The sequence below is a fragment of the Streptomyces sp. NPDC030799 genome (genome assembly GCF_055572255.1).
In genome coordinates this window covers 339,605-355,849 of the sequence record NZ_JBVIDS010000003.1, presented here as the reverse complement: position 1 = coordinate 355,849, position 16,245 = coordinate 339,605, and the positions used below count along the sequence as shown (strand labels likewise).

The 16,245-nt window shown below is 70.3% G+C and carries 14 protein-coding genes; 9 read left to right on the top strand and 5 right to left on the bottom strand.

Translation table 11 applies throughout. The annotated features are described in order from the left end of the window. Positions 1 to 35 precede the first annotated feature (35 nt). Positions 36 to 545, top strand: coding sequence for a DinB family protein (locus ACZ41I_RS09095; protein ID WP_468513649.1), 510 nt, complete (start codon positions 36 to 38; stop codon positions 543 to 545). Between the two features lie 95 nt (positions 546 to 640). On the opposite strand, the gene ACZ41I_RS09090 is transcribed toward ACZ41I_RS09095, so the two are convergent. Then, positions 641 to 1,939 carry a glycosyl hydrolase family 28-related protein gene (locus tag ACZ41I_RS09090; RefSeq protein ID WP_468513648.1) on the bottom strand — a complete coding sequence of 433 codons (1,299 nt, stop codon included), beginning with the start codon at positions 1,937 to 1,939 and terminating at the stop codon, positions 641 to 643. A 109-nt stretch (positions 1,940 to 2,048) separates the two neighbouring features. Between ACZ41I_RS09090 and ACZ41I_RS09085 the strand changes: the two genes are divergently transcribed. Further along, positions 2,049 to 2,759, top strand: coding sequence for an SGNH/GDSL hydrolase family protein (locus tag ACZ41I_RS09085; protein WP_399769225.1), 711 nt, complete (start codon positions 2,049 to 2,051; stop codon positions 2,757 to 2,759). Here ACZ41I_RS09085 and ACZ41I_RS09080 read toward each other — a convergent pair. Continuing rightward, a complete protein-coding gene (locus ACZ41I_RS09080) occupies positions 2,725 to 3,654 on the bottom strand; it encodes an oxidoreductase (protein ID WP_468513647.1) in 930 nt (309 codons plus the stop codon). The genes ACZ41I_RS09085 and ACZ41I_RS09080 overlap by 35 nt on opposite strands. Positions 3,655 to 3,887: 233 nt before the next feature. Then, positions 3,888 to 4,568 (bottom strand): GntR family transcriptional regulator, encoded by a 681-nt coding sequence (locus ACZ41I_RS09075; protein ID WP_468513646.1) that lies wholly within the window; start codon positions 4,566 to 4,568, stop codon positions 3,888 to 3,890. Positions 4,569 to 4,663: 95 nt separating this feature from the next. On the opposite strand from ACZ41I_RS09075, the gene glyA reads away from it, so the two are divergent. From glyA to ACZ41I_RS09040, 7 genes are all read left to right on the top strand, one after another. Continuing rightward, positions 4,664 to 5,968: a serine hydroxymethyltransferase gene (gene glyA, locus ACZ41I_RS09070; RefSeq protein WP_399769220.1), complete on the top strand. Its 1,305-nt coding sequence runs from the start codon at positions 4,664 to 4,666 to the stop codon at positions 5,966 to 5,968. Next, entirely contained in the window at positions 5,965 to 7,185 is a 1,221-nt protein-coding gene (locus ACZ41I_RS09065) for a sarcosine oxidase subunit beta family protein (protein ID WP_399769218.1), read from the top strand. The genes glyA and ACZ41I_RS09065 overlap by 4 nt, the downstream gene beginning before the upstream one ends. Before the next feature lie 10 nt (positions 7,186 to 7,195). Beyond that, positions 7,196 to 7,492 carry a sarcosine oxidase subunit delta gene (locus ACZ41I_RS09060; RefSeq protein WP_363218623.1) on the top strand — a complete coding sequence of 99 codons (297 nt, stop codon included), beginning with the start codon at positions 7,196 to 7,198 and terminating at the stop codon, positions 7,490 to 7,492. Next, positions 7,489 to 10,356: a sarcosine oxidase subunit alpha family protein gene (locus tag ACZ41I_RS09055; protein WP_468513645.1), complete on the top strand. Its 2,868-nt coding sequence runs from the start codon at positions 7,489 to 7,491 to the stop codon at positions 10,354 to 10,356. The genes ACZ41I_RS09060 and ACZ41I_RS09055 overlap by 4 nt, the downstream gene beginning before the upstream one ends. Beyond that, positions 10,349 to 10,957: a sarcosine oxidase subunit gamma gene (locus ACZ41I_RS09050; protein WP_468513644.1), complete on the top strand. Its 609-nt coding sequence runs from the start codon at positions 10,349 to 10,351 to the stop codon at positions 10,955 to 10,957. Before ACZ41I_RS09055 ends, ACZ41I_RS09050 begins: the two co-directional genes overlap by 8 nt. A gap of 281 nt (positions 10,958 to 11,238) precedes the next feature. Further along, positions 11,239 to 11,862, top strand: coding sequence for a lasso peptide biosynthesis B2 protein (locus tag ACZ41I_RS09045; protein ID WP_363218620.1), 624 nt, complete (start codon positions 11,239 to 11,241; stop codon positions 11,860 to 11,862). Positions 11,863 to 11,923: 61 nt separating this feature from the next. Then, positions 11,924 to 13,681 (top strand): asparagine synthase-related protein, encoded by a 1,758-nt coding sequence (locus ACZ41I_RS09040; protein ID WP_468513643.1) that lies wholly within the window; start codon positions 11,924 to 11,926, stop codon positions 13,679 to 13,681. Here the strand turns inward: ACZ41I_RS09040 and ACZ41I_RS09035 are convergent. Together ACZ41I_RS09035 and ACZ41I_RS09030 are read right to left on the bottom strand one after the other, a co-directional pair. Beyond that, positions 13,665 to 14,897: a hypothetical protein gene (locus ACZ41I_RS09035; RefSeq protein ID WP_468513642.1), complete on the bottom strand. Its 1,233-nt coding sequence runs from the start codon at positions 14,895 to 14,897 to the stop codon at positions 13,665 to 13,667. The two genes, ACZ41I_RS09040 and ACZ41I_RS09035, sit on opposite strands and share 17 nt — an antisense overlap. 321 nt (positions 14,898 to 15,218) lie before the next feature. After that, complete coding sequence (locus tag ACZ41I_RS09030; RefSeq protein WP_468513868.1) at positions 15,219 to 16,193, bottom strand: ArsR/SmtB family transcription factor; 975 nt, start codon at positions 16,191 to 16,193, stop codon at positions 15,219 to 15,221. Positions 16,194 to 16,245: the final 52 nt, after the last annotated feature.

Genomic DNA, 16,245 nt, shown 5'->3' with positions numbered 1-16,245 from the left:
TCGAGGCCCCAGCTCGCCATCGAGAGGAACCCGCCGTGAGCGTCGAACGTATTGGTCCGCCCCTTTTCGGTACGGAGCGCGAGACGCTGCGGGCGTTCCTGGAGTTCCACCGGGCGACCCTGGCGATGAAGTGCGAGGGCCTGACGGAGGAGCAGCTCAAGGAGCGGTCGAGCCCACCGTCGACCCTCTCCCTGCTCGCTCTGGTCCGCCACGTGGCCGAGGTCGAACGCGCCTGGTTCCGCCGGGTGTTCGACGACAACGCCGCCCCGATGGTCTGGTCGGAGAAGGAGTTCGACTTCCAGGCCGCGTACGACACCACGGACGCGAGCGCCGAGGAGGCGTTCGCGGCATGGGAGGCCGAGGTCGAGCACTCGCGCCGCATCGAGCGCGAGGCCGAGTCCCTGGACCTCGCCGGGCACCAGCCGCGCTGGGGTGAGGACGTGTCCCTGCGGATGGTGATGCTCCACATGATCCTGGAGTACGGCCGCCACAACGGCCATGCCGACTTCCTCCGCGAGGGAGTGGACGGCACGGTCGGCGCCTGATGACGCGCGCGTCACGGCGGACGTCGCTCCGCACCTTCGTGACCGCCGTCGTCACCGCGTCGAAGGACGGCAGAGTCGTGGAGCCGGCCACGGCCTCATGAGCCACCCGTGTTCGGCGGCGGCACCTGGGCACCGCTGCCGTCCGGCTTGTCGATGCAGTCGATGAACGTGACGAAGCCGGGCCGGACCGTGCCGTCGGTCGCCAGGAACGTGCTCGCCGGATGGTTACGGAGCAGGCACGTGTCATAGCGGACGACGGAGGGGAGTGCCGTGTGTGAGTCGGTCGTGCGGTACTGGTGACGACCCATCAACTGACAGGAGTCGTAACGGATCAGCGGTCCACGCGGCCCTACCGTGTAGCGATGCGTTCGCACGTCGGCGGAGAAGTCCTTGCCGGCGGTGGCGGTGTCGTCGCAGTCGTTGAAGTGGACCGTTCCGCTGTTCCACACGCAGTCGATGATCACCACGTTCCGGTTGCGCACCTCGAAGCGGATGTCCTCGGCGTGGAAGCGCTGTACGGCGTCGTAGTGCTGTGCCACAGGGAACCGGAAGAACGTGCTGGTGCTGCCGTATTCGTGGGTGGCCGCGGGGCGTTGGCCCGTGACGACGTAGGAGCCGCCGCGGCAGGTGATCGAGCCGCCGTAGGGGAACTCCAGGAAGTTGCCCCACTCGTACTCGACCTTCATGTCCGTGAACCAGTAGTTCAGGAACTGGTCCTGGTCGTTGAGGTTGGTCTGTCCGCGCCGTGAGAGACCAGAGTAGAGAAAGGCCCGGCGATAGCTGCCGCCGATCTCGCACGCCTCCCAGCGCATTTCGGAGTTGTTGTTCGTGCCGTCCAGCGCGAGGCCGTACTCCCACTCTCCCGTCCACTTGCACTCCGAGAAGCGGTAGTCCTGTGCCTGCCCCGTCGAGTAGGAGCTGAAGAAGGAGGCGCCCGGGGTGGTCGAGCGGAACTGCATGCGCTCGAAGGACAGGTTGAACCAGCAGTCCTCATTGCGGCACAAGAAGGAGCCGGGGCCTGTCTTGGGGCGGAAGACGAGGCTGGTCATGCGTTTGCCCGCCCCGCAGAAACGCAGTCCGTTCGCGGGCCGCGGGGGCGCCACGCCATTCATCAGCGCATGTGGCCGGCTGATGAGGAAGTCGCCGGCCGGAATCTCGATCACCATGCGTCCGACACCGTCCCTGACCCGGGCGGCGGCGACAGCATAGGCGAGCTCGAAGGCCCCGGTGTCGTCGGTCCGCCCGTCTCCCACAGCCCCCAGGTCCGCCACGTTGATGGTCGGCGGCCGTTCAGAAGCGGTACTGCCGCACACCGAAATGGCCATTCCCGAAACCCCTAATATCACCTCAACAGTGCACAATCCGAACGTATCAAAAGGCGGAGTGTGATTCATGGTGGCCAGGGCTGCGTCGCCGCCGGGGTCACCGGGGTGGCTGCACGGCAGGTCCCCGTTCGGACGTATTGCATTGGTGACGTTTCTGGTGGCGCCTTAACCTCGGGCCATGGCGATATCTTCGCGTCCGCGGCGTTCGGCCAAGCCGATACGGCAGTCCGGACGCACGCTGGTCGTCGTGCTGATGGCCGTGCTGACATGTCTGCTCAGCGCCCCCGCCGGAGCCGGCAGCGCCTCTGCCGACGCCACCAGGTCGAGCTTGCGGCTGTTCGTCATGGGCGACAGCATCGCCGGCGGCAGTGACGAGGGCGGCTACGGATCGCACGGCTGGCCCGCGCTGGTGGCAGCCCGGCTGGGACTGACGCTCACTCTCGACGGTGAGGGCGGCACGGGCTACACCACTGCCGGCCCGCAGCCGGGCCGACGGGCCTACCCTCAACGGGTTGACGACGCTGTCGCGGCGGCGCCCGACGTGGTGATCGTCGAAGGGTCCCGCAACGACCTGGATCCGACACGAAGCAAGGCAGCCGCGGTCGACACCCTGCGCCGGCTGCGGGCAGGCCTGCCGCACGCGCGCATCCTGGTCATCGGGCCCATCTACTCCGACCCGCAGCCGGTCGCCTCGCGACCGGTCGACGATGCCGTCGCGGCTGCGGCGGCCGAAGTGCCCCTGCCGTATGTGTCCGCGGTGCGGCGTGCGTGGTTCACCGGCTCCGCCCACCAGTTCATCGGCAGTGACGGCGTCCATCCCACAGACGCGGGACACGTCTACCTGGCCGACCAGATCAGCCCCGAAGTGTCCCGGCTGTTGGGTTACTAGTGCCCGTGCCGGTGTGCGGTCGGCCGATCGAATCGAGCAGCCGCCGTTCTTCCGGCGTGAGCCGGAGTGCGCCGGCTGCCACGTTGTCGACGAGGTGTTCCGGGTTGCCCGTGCCGGGGATGGCCAGCACATGGGAGCCTTGCTGCAGGGTCCAGGCCAGACGGACCTGCGCGGGTGAGACGCCGTGTGCGCGGGCCACGGCGCGGACCTGGTCGTGCTCGGCCCGGACGGCTCCGGCCTCGCGTCCCTGCCCGGCGATGGAGAAGAAGGGCACGAACGCGATGCCCTGCGCGGCGCATGCGCGCAGCATCGCGTGCCCGCCGGGGGTGTCGATGCCGTAGCGGTTCTGGACGCAGACCACCGGTGCGATCTCCTGAGCCTCGGCCAGGTGCTCCGGGCGGGCGCCGGCGATACCGAGGTGGCGGACGAGTCCGGCGTCGCGCAGTTCGGCGAGAGCTCCGAAGTGTTCGGTGATGGACTCCTGGTCCATGATGCGCAGATTGACCACGTCGAGGTGGTCACGGCCCAGTTGGCGGAGGTTCTCCTCGACCTGGCCGCGCAATTGGTCGGGTCGCGCCGGCGTGATCCACTCGCCGTCGGCATCCCTCGCCGGGCCGACCTTGGTGACGATGACGAGATCGTCCGGATAGGGCGCCAGCGCCGAGTTGATCAGTTCGTTGGCCGAACGCAGCCGGGAGAAGTAGAAGGCCGCGGTGTCGATGTGGTTGATGCCGAGGCTGACTGCGCGTCGGAGGACGTCGATCGCCTGGCTGCGGTCGCGGGGGGTGCCCTCGTGGAAGGCGGCGCTACCGGTCAGGCGCATGGCGCCGAAACCGATCCGGTTGACCTCCGAGTCACCGAGCACCCAGGTGCCGGCGGCTGCTGCAGAGACCATGTGTGACGTCAACTTTTCCTCAGCTCCATCCGAGTCGGCCCTCGTCCGCGAACGGTTCGAGGCGCGGCGATCCTGGAGTATGCGCAGATGGCGAGCGTGACCGTAAGGCGCGAAGGGCTGGGGGAATGTCACAACACGACCGGGAACTCCTGGGCGCCCGTTCCGAGTTGTTACCGGTGAAGCTTCCGTGGCCTGGCGGTGATCAGTGGTCGGGCAGCAACGTCGTGCGGTTCTCAGATGGCGTCGCGGATGGCCCGTTCGAAGCGCTCGACGTGGCTGCGGGCGAGCTGTGCCGCCCTGTCGGAGTCACCGGTGACGATCGCCTCGATCAGCGGTCCGTGCTCCTCGACATGTCCGGCCATGTCGGACAGCCGGTCGACGAACAGACACCAGATGCGGGTGGCCAGGTTGTCGTGGCGGACGAGGGTGTCTTCCAGGTAGGGGTTGTGCGTGGCGGCGTAGATGGCGCGATGGACCTGGAGGTCCAGGTGCATGAGTCCGGCGGCGTCGCGCCCCCGGGAATCCGCGCTCGCCAGCTCCCGCCGTAGAGCGGTCAGGTTCGCGCGGTCCGTGGGTGTGGCGCGCCGCGCTGCCTGCGCGGCGGCCAGGGGCTCCAGCTCCTGACGCACCTCGGAGATGTGGGCCAGGTCGGTGATGTTGACATCGGTGGCGAAGGTGCCGCGCCGGGGGTAGGCCGTGATGAGCCGCTCGTACTGCAGCCGCTTGAGCGCCTCGCGCACCGGCGTCCGGCCGACGCCGAGGGACTGGCCCAGCTGCTCCTCGTTGATCGGCGCGCCCGGGCGGATCTCCAGCATGACGAGCCGGTCACGGATGGCGCGGTAGGCGCGCTCGGCGAGGGACAGTTCCTCGTCCTCCGGTGCCCCGCTCCTGGGGTCGGTCGCCGCCTGCTGCATGGATGCCCCCTTGACCTGTCCGGCGAGCTCCCATACCTTACCGCAGAGGCTGATATATCAGTTGCTCATTAGCTGGCTTCCAGGATGGTGCACAGATGGCAGCGAACCCGTCGCCCGCAACGCTCACCTCCCCGCTCTCCCTCCCGCTCAGCGAACTCGACCCGGACGTCGCCGCCGCCGTCGACGCCGAGCTGCGCCGCCAGCAGTCCACCCTTGAAATGATCGCCTCCGAGAACTTCGCCCCGGCCGCCGTGATGGAGGCCCAGGGGTCGGTGCTGACCAACAAGTACGCCGAGGGCTACCCGGGCCGCCGCTACTACGGAGGCTGCGAACACGTCGATGCCATCGAGGAACTGGCCATCGCCCGGGTCAAGGAACTGTTCGGCGCCGAGGCCGCGAACGTACAGCCGCACTCGGGCGCCCAGGCCAACGCGGCAGCGATGTTCGCGCTGCTCCAGCCCGGCGACACGATCCTCGGCCTCGACCTGGCGCACGGCGGCCACCTGACCCACGGCATGCGCCTCAACTACTCCGGCAAGCTGTACGACGTCGTGCCCTACCACGTGCGCGAGTCGGACCTGCGCATCGACATGGACGAGGTGGAGCAGCTCGCGCTCGCGCACCGGCCCAAGATGATCGTCGCCGGCTGGTCGGCCCACCCCCGGCAGCTGGACTTCGCCGCGTTCCGGCGGATCGCCGACGCGGTGGGCGCGTACCTGCTGGTGGACATGGCGCACTTCGCCGGCCTGGTGGCCGCGGGCCTGCACCCGAGTCCGGTGCCGTACGCCGACGTCGTCACGACCACCACGCACAAGACCCTCGGCGGCCCGCGCGGCGGTGTGATCCTCAGCCGTGCCGACCTGGCCAAGAAGATCAACTCCGCGGTCTTCCCGGGCCAGCAGGGCGGCCCGCTGGAGCACGTCATCGCGGCGAAGGCAGTGGCCTTCAAGGTGGCGGCGGGGGCGGAGTTCAAGGAGCGGCAGCAGCGCACTCTGGGCGGCGCCCGCATCCTCGCCGGACGGCTGCTGGCCGACGATGTGGCCGAGGCCGGGATCACGGTGCTGACCGGAGGCACCGAAGTCCACCTCGTCCTCGTCGACCTGCGCAACTCCGCGCTCGACGGCCGGCAGGCCGAAGACCGGCTGCACCGCATCGGTATCACCGTCAACCGCAACGCTGTGCCCTTCGACCCCCGTCCGCCGATGGTGTCGTCAGGACTGAGGATCGGTACGCCGGCCCTGGCCACCCGCGGCTTCGGCGAGACGGAGTTCCGGGAGGTCGCCGACATCATCGCCGAGGCCCTGAAGGGCGAACAGTCCGACGACGAACTGCGCGCCCGGGTCGGGAAGCTCGCCGCCGCCTTCCCGCTCTACCCCCACCTGAACGGAGACCCGGCATGACCGCCGAGCAGCTTCCGGAGCACCCGGACTTCCTCTGGCGCAACCCCGAGCCGCGCTCCTCGTACGACGTCGTCATCGTCGGCGCCGGCGGCCACGGCCTGGCCACCGCGTACTACCTCGCCAAGAACCACGGCATCACCGACGTCGCCGTACTGGAGAAGGGCTGGCTGGCCGGCGGCAACATGGCCCGCAACACCACCATCATCCGCTCCAACTACCTCTGGGACGAGAGCGCGGCGATCTACGAGCACGCACTCAAGCTGTGGGAGAGACTCCCGGAAGAGCTGGACTACGACTTCCTGTTCAGCCAGCGCGGCGTCCTCAACCTCGCGCACACCCTTCAGGACGTCCGCGAAGGGGTGCGCCGGGTGGGCGCCAACCGCCTCAACGGAGTCGACGCCGAGTGGCTGGAGCCGGACGAGGTCGCCGAGATCTGCCCCATCCTCAACGTCTCGCCCCGCACCCGGTACCCGGTCCTCGGCGGAACCTTCCAGCCGCGGGCCGGCATCGCCAAGCACGACCACGTCGCCTGGGCGCTGGCCCGCCGGGCCGACGAGCTGGGCGTGGACCTGATCCAGGGCTGCGAGGTCACCGGCTTCGTCAAGGACGGCAACCGGGTCGTCGGCGTCGACACCCCCCGCGGCCGCATCCTCGCCGGCCGGGTCGGCCTCGCGGCGGCCGGGCACAGCAGCGTGCTGGCCGAGCGCGCCGGCTTCCGCCTTCCGGTGCAGTCCCATCCGCTGCAGGCGCTGGTCTCCGAGCTGCACGAGCCGGTCCATCCCACGGTGGTCATGTCGAACCACGTCCATGTCTATGTGTCCCAGGCGCACAAGGGCGAGCTGGTGATGGGCGCGGGCGTCGACTCGTACAACGGTTACGGGCAGCGCGGTTCCTTCCACGTGATCGAACAGCAGATGGCCGCCGCCGTAGAGCTGTTCCCGGTCTTCGCGCGGGCGCATGTGCTGCGCACCTGGGGCGGCATCGTCGACGTCACCCCGGACGCCTCCCCGATCATCGGCACCACTCCCGTCGAGAACCTGTATGTCAACTGCGGCTGGGGCACCGGCGGATTCAAGGCCACCCCGGCCGCCGGCTGGACCTTCGCGCACACCATCGCCACGGGCGAACCGCACCCGCTGAACGCACCCTTCGCCCTGGACCGTTTCGCGACGGGCGCCCTGATCGACGAACACGGCGCGGCAGCCGTGGCCCACTGAGGAGGACAGCGTGTTGCTGATCAGCTGCCCGTGGTGCGGTCCCCGTGACGAGACCGAGTACCACTACGGTGGGCAGGCCCATGTCGCCCACCCCGGCAACCCCGCGGACCTCACCGACGAGCAGTGGGCCGAGTACGTCTTCTACCGCGACAACCCCAAGGGCCCCTTCGCGGAGCGATGGGTGCACAGCACCGGTTGCCGCCGCTGGTTCAACGTCCTGCGCGACACCGCCAGCCACGAGGTGCTCGCCGTCTACCGGCTCGACGAGCCCCGCCCGGAACTGCCCCAGGCCGGAGGAACCCGATGACCGACCAGCGATACAGGCTCCGGCAGGGCGGCCGCATCGATCGCGGCACGTTGCTGCACTTCACCGTCGACGGGCGGGAGCTGACCGGCCACCCCGGAGACACCGTCGCCTCGGCCATGCTGGCGAACGGCATCATCGAAGTCGCCCCGTCGCTCTACCGTGGCCGCCCGCGCGGCATCGTCGCCGGGGGCGTCGAGGAGCCCAACGCCCTGCTGCAGCTCGCCGGCCCGTGCTCGGAGGGCATGCTGCCGGCGACGACCGTGGAGCTGTACGACGGCCTGTCCGCCACCACCCTGTCCGGCATGGGCCGGCTCGACCCCGCCCCCGACCCCGCCGTCTACGACAAGAAGTACGTCCACACCGACGTCCTGGTCGTCGGCGCCGGACCGGCCGGGCTCTCGGCCGCCGCCGAGGCCGCCGGCTCCGGCGCCCGGGTGATCCTCGTCGACGACCAGCCCGAGGCCGGCGGTTCGCTGCTCTCCGGCACCCGGGCCGACCTCGAACGGGTCGCCGAGCTCCGCGCGCTGCTCGACGCCGCTCCCGAGGCCGTCGTACTGCAACGCACCACGGCCTTCGGGTCGTACGACGACAACTACGTGCTGGCTCTCCAGCGCCGCACCGACCACCTCGGAGCCGCTGCCCCCGAGGGCGTCTCGCGCCAGCGCCTGTGGCACATCCGCGCCCGCCAGGTCGTCCTGGCGACCGGCGCGCACGAGCGTCCCCTGGTCTTCGCCGGCAACGACCGCCCCGGAGTGATGCTCGCCGCGGCCGTACGTTCCTACCTCAACCGGTACGCCGTCGCGCCCGGTTCGCGTGCCGTGGTCGGCACGACCAACGACAGCGCCTACGACACCGTCGCGGACCTCCACGCAGCCGGCATCGACATCGCCGCCGTCGTGGACGCGCGCCCCGAGCTGTCCCGCCGTGCCGCCGAGTCCGCCATGGCGGCGGGGGTGCGGGTGCTGACGGGCAGCGCGGTGGTCGGCACCGCGGGCGACGGCCGGCTCACCGGCGTGACCGTGCAGGCGCTCGACGCCGACGGGCAACTCACCGGCGCCCCCGAGTCGTTCGACTGCGACCTGCTCGCCGTCTCCGGCGGGTGGAGTCCGGTGGTGCACCTGCACAGCCAGCGTCAGGGCCGGCTGCGCTGGGACGAGGACCTGGTCGCCTTCGTCCCCGACGGCACCGTACGCAACCAACACGTCGTCGGTGCGGCCCGCGGGACGTACGACCTCGAAGGCTGCCTCGCCGAAGGGGCGCGGGCCGGTGCCCGGGCCGCGACGGACGCAGGGTTCCCGGTTGCCGTACCGTCGCCCGGCGACGCGCGGACCGGAGCCGGGCCGATGCGCGCGCTGTGGCTGGTACCCGCTCCGGAAGGTGAACCCGGCACGTGGGACAGCCACTTCGTCGACCTGCAGCGCGACGTCACCGTCGCCGACGTCTGGCGTTCCACCGGCGCCGGTATGCGCGGCGTCGAGCACGTCAAGCGCTACACCTCGCTCGGCACCGCCAACGACCAGGGCAAGACGTCCGGCGTCAACGCGATCGGTGTGATCGCCGAGGCACTCGGTGGGGGCGCGTCACCCGGGGAGATCGGCACCACGGCCTACCGGGCGCCGTACACGCCGGTCGCGTTCGCCGCCCTGGCCGGGCGTGAGCGCGGCGAGCTGTTCGATCCGGAGCGCACGACGTCCCTCCACAGCTGGCATGCGGCGCACGGCGCGGAGTTCGAGGACGTCGGGCAGTGGAAGCGCCCCCGGTACTACCCCCGGCCCGGTGAGGACATGGACACGGCCGTGGCCCGCGAGTGCCGCGCCGCCCGTGAGGGCGTGGCGTTCATGGACGCCTCGACCCTCGGCAAGATCGAGATCTGGGGAGCGGACGCGGGCGAGTTCCTCAACCGCATCTACACCAACGCCTTCAAGAAGCTCAAGCCCGGCACGGCCCGCTACGGCGTGATGTGCAAGACCGACGGCATGATCTTCGACGACGGCGTGACGCTGCGCCTCGACGACAACCGCTACTTCATGACCACCACGACCGGCGGCGCCGCAGCGGTCCTGGACTGGCTGGAGGAGTGGCTGCAGACCGAGTGGCCGGAACTCGACGTCCACTGCACCTCGGTGACCGAGCAGTGGGCGACGATCGCCGTCGTAGGCCCGCGGTCCCGCCAGGTCGTGGCTCACCTCGCACCGGACGTCGACCTGTCCGCCGAGGCGTTCCCGTTCATGGCCTTCCGCGAGACCACCCTGGCCTCCGGCATCCCGGCCCGCATCTGCCGGATCTCCTTCTCCGGCGAACTCGCCTACGAGATCAACGTCTGTGCGTGGTACGGCCTCGCCGTCTGGAAGCAGGTCTACGAGGCCGGGCAGCCGTACGGCATCACCCCGTACGGCACCGAGACCATGCATGTCCTGCGGGCCGAGAAGGGCTACATCATCGTCGGCCAGGACACCGACGGCACCGTCACCCCGCAGGACGCCGGCATGTCCTGGGTGGTCTCCCGGCAGAAGGACTTCATCGGCAAGCGGTCCCACTCCCGCGCCGACACCTCCCGCACCGACCGCAAGCACCTGGTCGGCCTGCTGCCGAGCGACCGCACGACCCGGCTGCCCGAGGGCACCCAGCTCGTGGCGCCGGACGTGCCCGTCACCCCCGAGGCCGGGCCGGTGCCGATGCTCGGCCATGTCACCTCCAGCTACCACAGCCAGGCCCTCGGCCGCCCCTTCGCCCTCGCCCTCGTCGCCGACGGTCGGGCAAGGATCGGCGAGACCCTGCTCGCCCCGGTGGGGGAGACCCTCGTGCCCGTCGAGGTGACCGACTCCGTCCTCTACGACCCCGAAGGGACCAGGCGAGATGGCTGAGCCGACGATCGACGCACGGGTGAGCCCGCTGGCGCACCTGGCGGAGCGGATGCGCGCCGCCGCCGTCACCGGCGCCCGCGGCGTCACGCTGACCGAGTGGCCGTTCGTCACCATGGTGAACCTGCGCGTCGACCCCGCCTCCGAAGCGGCCGACCGCATCGAGAAGACCCTGGGCACGCAGCTCCCGCGCCAGTGCGGCCACACCACCGCATTCGGCCCCCACACGGTCGCCTGGCTCGGCCCCGACGAATGGCTCGTGCTATCCCAGGCCGAAGCGACCGCTGTGGCCGCCGAGTTGCGCGCGGCACTCGCCGACGCCCCGGGCTCGGTCGTGGACGTCTCCGCCAACCGCACCACGCTGGAACTGAGCGGTTCGGCCGCCCGGCAGGTGCTGGAGAAGGGCTGCCCGCTCGACCTGCATCCCCGTGCCTTCGGACCCGGACGGGCGGTGTCGACCACGGTGGGCCCCGTCGCGGTACTGCTCTGGCAGGTCGACGACCGGCCGACGTACCGGCTGTTCCCGCGCTCCTCGTTCGCCGACCATCTGGCGCGCTGGCTCATCGACGCGATGAGCGAGTACCGCGGCCCGGAGGTGCCCTGATGCGGTGAGCGCCCCGCCTGTTCTTCCCCGGGCCGGCGGACCGCACGGAGAGGCCCGGCAGTCCGGTTGCGGGCCGTTCGTTGAGGCGTAGCCTGGACGTGATCGGCCCTGCCCGATTCTGGAGGTAGGCGATGTTTCTCCGATTCCTGCGGCGTCGTAAGCCGCAGCGGCTGGTCCTTCTCGGCAACGGCCGTCTGATCCGGGGCTTCAGCGGCGGACTCTACGACGGCCACGGATATCAGTCCTGACACCGTCCGTGGCGGAACTCTGGAGGATGAGCGGTGGCAGAGGACACCGATGCCCTGGAAGCCATGACAAGGATCCTGTCACCGCATTGCCGGGTCACCCGGATGTCCGACGGAGCACTCGTCGCCGACTGGAAACGGACGCGTTTTCTCGGGATGTCGGCGGAGGACGTCCAGAAGTTCACCGAGGGAAGCCCCGAGGAACGCGCCGAGCTCCTCTCCGCCCTCGTCCGGGCCGGGTGCGCGACGGGCGGCCGGAACAAGCGTGCGGACGCCTGCGCCGGGCTCTGGCTGCGCGCAGTGCACCTGCTGATCCGGACCGTGGGATTCGGACGTGTCCTGCGGCTGCTGTCCTTGGCCGCCCCGGGTTACGCCCGCGCCGACCTCCCCTCCGCGGAGGAGGCCCGACGGCTGAAACGAGCGGTGCAGACACACAGCCGCAGCAGCTGGTTCGTCAACGGCGACTGCAAGTCCGAGGCCGTGACGGCCTTCGTCCTGCTGCGGCGGCGCGGTCTGAAGGCCGTACTCCACGTCGGTGTACGCGAACACCCCTTCGCCCTCCATGCCTGGACCGCAACGGCCGGCCTGTGCATCCCCGACGCCGACCCGCGCGGGCACGCCTTCACCCCGGTGCTCTCGATCGACTGCGGGGCACAGTGACATGGATGCGCTCCGCCTCACATGGGCCGGTGGCGCACCGAGGCTCCGGACCGCCGACGTCATGGCGCGTCAGGGACTCGTCACGACGGTCTCCTCCCCGGCCGGCACCGCTGCCGTCGTGGGCTGGGTCGGCTCGGCCCGCGACCGGACGGCGGGCGCACACGGCCTCCTCGACGCCTTCGGCCGGCAGGGAGCCTGCCCACCGCTGCCGGACGGCGACTACGCGGCGGTTCTCGTGTGCCCCGACCGGATCCTGCTGATGCGCGACGAACAGGCACGCGTTCCCCTGTTCTTCAGGGCCTCCCGTGACCGCGTCAATGCCGTGAGCACCTCCGCCGGCAGTCTCGGCAGCGCCACAGAGCTGGAACCGCGCTACTTCTGCCGCTACCTCACCGGCAACATGGCCCAACCGCACACGGACCTCACCCCGTTCACCGGCGTACACCGCGTCCTCGGCGGGGAGGTGCTGGAGCTCTCCCGCACCGGGCAGCTGCGCAGTCGTACGCGGCGCCCCCTCCATCGCGCCACCGACCCGCTCGCGCCGACGACTGACGGGCCCCACCTCGCCGGGGCCGCCAAGGAGCTGCGCCTGGCGCTCGAGACCGCCGTCCTACGCCGTATGGGCACGACGACGGCGTGCCATGTCTCGGGCGGCACCGACTCGACCAGCGTCGCGCTGCTCGCCGCACGTCTGCTGGCCGAGGGGCGGGGCCGCCCCGGGGACCTCGTCCTGCTCGCCGGGCGTTTCTCCCACGGGGAACTGGCCGCGGAGCAGCCGTACCTCGACATCGCGATGGAGGAGATCCGGCGGCACACACCCGCAGCCCGCCCGGTCGTCGTCGATGCCGACGACGTGGCCGATTTCGACGACTTCCCGCACCACGCGGGAGACGCGGACGAGCCTCATGCGCACGCCTTCCGCGCCCCGTTCTGGAGCAGACTCCACTCCGCGGCCGCGGAACAGGGCTGTGACACCCTCCTGACCGGCTGCGGAGCCGATCCCCTCGCGGACGCCAACCCGTTCCACCTGCACAGACTCGCCCGCACGGGCCGGCTACGGCAGATGACCCGGCAGGCACGTGCCTGGGCCGCGGAGAGCGAGCGGGGTCTGCGGGACGTCGTGTACGCCCATGTGGTCCAGCCGGCTCTTCCCCTCATGACCGAACGGTTCACCGCACTGGTCCGCAGCGGAACGGTTCTCGGCGGCCTCGGCACCTTCAACCGCCCCCGATGGCTGCGGCCCGGATTCGCGCGCGCTCACGGCTACCGGGAGGCGGTCCTCGCGGAGAGCCGCTTCGTGTTCGGGCGCAGACCGGAACAGTCGCTGTACGACGCCGCCAACTACGTCGCCGCTCCCGACCCGCTGTCCTGGCACCGCGCGCGGCAGGACGGGTTCTTCCTCTCACACCCCTTCCTCGACCCGGAGGTCGTCGCCACGATGCGCCGCCTCCCCCTCGCAGTCACTTTCCGGCCGGGCCCTCCGAAGGCGGTGCTCCGCGAGGCCATGGCGGACCTGCTCCCTGCCCCGATCCGCGACAGGGCGGTCAAGGTGCCCTTCAACGACCTCTATGCCCGCGGCCTGCGGAGGCACGGGGACGAACTCATCGCCTTGTGCCGCTCCGCCCGGCATCCGCTGATCGCGGAGATGTTCGACGTCGACCTGCTGTGCCGGGCGGTGCGGGAGGCACAGCTCGGCATCGGGGACTCGTACTCCTGGGACCGTATGAACAGCTCGCTCGCCCTGGTGGCCTGGCTGGAGCGACTGGACCGGCGCGTCGGCGCGCACGGCGCGGCGCTGCCCGTCAGCGCTGGCTCTTGATGTCCCACAGGTTCCGCACGTGAGGGCCCGTGATGAGGTCGACGAGGCCGTACCGGCTCGTCACCTCGCGTTGTTCCGTAGGGGGCGGGACATGTCCCTCGTCGCCCTTGCGCGCGATGGACGTCACCACCGTCGCGCCGTGCGTGCCGAACCTCCAGTACACGGTGACGAAACGCGGATCCCTCGTGTACTCGTCGATCGCATTGTTCTCGTGCACCCTGGCACGGTAGACGAGGAAGTCGAAGTCCTTTCCCTGTTGTTTCCTCACCCAATCGGGGACCTGATTCCCGCCCCAGGATTTCGCCAGGAACTGGAGCGGTGGCTCCAGCACGAGCCGGTCCTTGCGGGCGAGGCTCGCGGTGGCATAGAACGTCACCTGGTCATACTTCGTGTCGAGGGGCAGTTGTACCACCAGCTGCGTGGCGAAGCTGTCGCTCGACTCGATCCACTGTCCATAGGGCATCCACGGTTGCGCCGCCAGCAAATCGCCGGGCTGGTGGATCTCCCTGCGGGAGAGCGGGTTCACCTCCGAGGGTTTGGTCCACTGGTCGGCATCGGCTCGCCACTGCTGGCGGAGCCGGTCCGTGGGGCTGAGCGTCACCTGTTGGGCCATCACATGGAATTCGGAGCCGAGCACATAGAAGCTCCTCTCGCCGCGGTTCTGGAGGGTGATGTTCACCGGTACGGCGAACGCCTTGCGGTCCGTGCTCAGCTCTGCCTTCCCCACGGACAACGTGATGATGGGCCTGGTTTCCCGCTCGTACGGCTGATAGAGGCTCTGGTAGCCGAAGTTGGCGACCGCGATGAGCGAGGGGACGATCACCGCGACCGCCACCCGCTTGGGCGCGGGGACCATGACCGACGTCCGCCACACGGCGAAGACGGCCCAGGTCGAACCCGCCGTGAGCACGCCGAACAGCGCCTTGTAGACCGTGGAATCGCCGTCCTTCCACGTCTCGGCCAAGAGCATGGCGTTGGTCAGCAGGGCCGTGAACGTGCCGATCAGCGCGACCAGGCCGGAGTAGGGGAAACAGTGCTGGATCCAGTGGTCCAGGGCGGCGACGGCGCCCACCAGCGTGGTGAACGAGACCGCGAGAAGAACGGCACCGGTGACCCGGCCGGGGAAAGTCAGAGCATGGAGGAAGTTCTCCCGGCCGAACCGAGCCTGCAGCACCGTCGTCGTGAGAAGGACCAGCACGATCACTGCCAGAGACACCCGAGACCGCCAGCTCCGCAGCGAGGGCCGTACCACTCTCGGGCGCAAGCCGGACTGAGGTCTGGGCGGAGTCCGCACCCGATCACCTCCTGAGCCCGTCGGTCGTGCCCCGCACGTGTGCAGCGCGGCCGCAGGAGATCTGCTGCCGCGCCGAGGGTCCGAGCACCATCGTCCGCGGTGATCCACCGGGCCGCCATCCGGAGCCCCCGGACGTGGGACCGCCGCCGGGGGCGTCGGCCCCGAGACCGAGCAGGTCACCAGCCTCGGTTGTCGCGGGCACGCCCTTGTCCTGACAGGCCTGTCGAGAGCTCCGCCGAATGGCTATTGACAGGCGGAGAGGACGGATTCCGCGACCGAGGTGCGGGCATACAGCACCGAGCGGCCGGCTCGGTGGGCGCTGACGAAGCCTGCCTTGCGCAGTGCCGTCAGGTTCTGAGAGACCCCGGCCATGGAGATCCCGGTGCGGTGGGCCAGTTCGGTGGTGGTGGCCGGCGTCTCCAGTTCGGTGAGCAGCACGGTCCGCGTGCGGCCGAGGACGGCGGAGACCGCGGCGGTCCCGGTGGCCGGACGGCGTTCCCACAGCGTGCCGACGCCGCGCGCCCGGTAGGCGAGCTGCGGTGGGTCCGGTGGTGCCACCCGCGTGGACAGGCCCGATCCTTTGAAGGCGGAGGGAATGAGCAGGAGACCTGCGCCCGCGGTGTCCCGGGACATGGTCCGCTTGCGGCGGACCAGGCGCAGTACGTTGTCGTCCCAGCTCACCAGCGGGTGCAGGTCGTTGATGAGGTGGCCGGCGCCCAGCTCGGCCGCCTGCCGGGCGCGGTGGAGGACGTCGGCGTCGAGCACGGTGCGCAGCCGCGCCCAGTACGGCGCGAGCGCCAGCTCCCAATAGGTCTCGATCTCCTCCACGACCCGCACCAGACGGGCTTGCGGGTCGGCATACAGGGATCGCAGCAGGGTGCCCATGCCGCCTCGATGGCGCCCGAGATGGTCGAGGTCCCGCCGGACGCGGTCGGCGGGCGTGGCCAAGATCGTGGTCAGCTCCTCCGCCAGCGAGGGGGCCGGACCGGGGGGTGCCGGATTGAGGAAGTCCGGGATGTACCCCGAGGCCGGGACCAACTCGGCCAGCCACCCTCTGCCCAGCCCGGAAGCCGCCACCCGTGGCCGTACCTGCTCCAGCCAGCGTCGGTGCACGGGATCTGCGGCACCGGAGCTCAGCAGCCGGAAGCTGGCTCCGACCTCCCACATCGGTGAGACGGCGAACCGCATCTGCGCCAGATCGCTCGCCGAGAACGCCAGCTCCGCCACGACAACCCCCGGGATTCAGCCATACCTGAATCGATGGTGGCCA

Bases quoted from the DNA above. Each gene is read 5' to 3' on its own strand.
- ACZ41I_RS09075 (WP_468513646.1), bottom strand. From the start codon at position 4,568: ATGCAGCAGGCGGCGACCGACCCCAGGAGCGGGGCACCGGAGGACGAG.
- ACZ41I_RS09080 (WP_468513647.1), bottom strand. From the start codon at position 3,654: ATGGTCTCTGCAGCAGCCGCCGGCACCTGGGTGCTCGGTGACTCGGAG.
- ACZ41I_RS09085 (WP_399769225.1), top strand. From the start codon at position 2,049: ATGGCGATATCTTCGCGTCCGCGGCGTTCGGCCAAGCCGATACGGCAG.
- ACZ41I_RS09050 (WP_468513644.1), top strand. From the start codon at position 10,349: ATGGCTGAGCCGACGATCGACGCACGGGTGAGCCCGCTGGCGCACCTG.
- glyA (WP_399769220.1), top strand. From the start codon at position 4,664: ATGGCAGCGAACCCGTCGCCCGCAACGCTCACCTCCCCGCTCTCCCTC.
- ACZ41I_RS09055 (WP_468513645.1), top strand. From the start codon at position 7,489: ATGACCGACCAGCGATACAGGCTCCGGCAGGGCGGCCGCATCGATCGC.
- ACZ41I_RS09090 (WP_468513648.1), bottom strand. From the start codon at position 1,939: ATGAATCACACTCCGCCTTTTGATACGTTCGGATTGTGCACTGTTGAG.
- ACZ41I_RS09040 (WP_468513643.1), top strand. From the start codon at position 11,924: ATGGCGCGTCAGGGACTCGTCACGACGGTCTCCTCCCCGGCCGGCACC.
- ACZ41I_RS09065 (WP_399769218.1), top strand. From the start codon at position 5,965: ATGACCGCCGAGCAGCTTCCGGAGCACCCGGACTTCCTCTGGCGCAAC.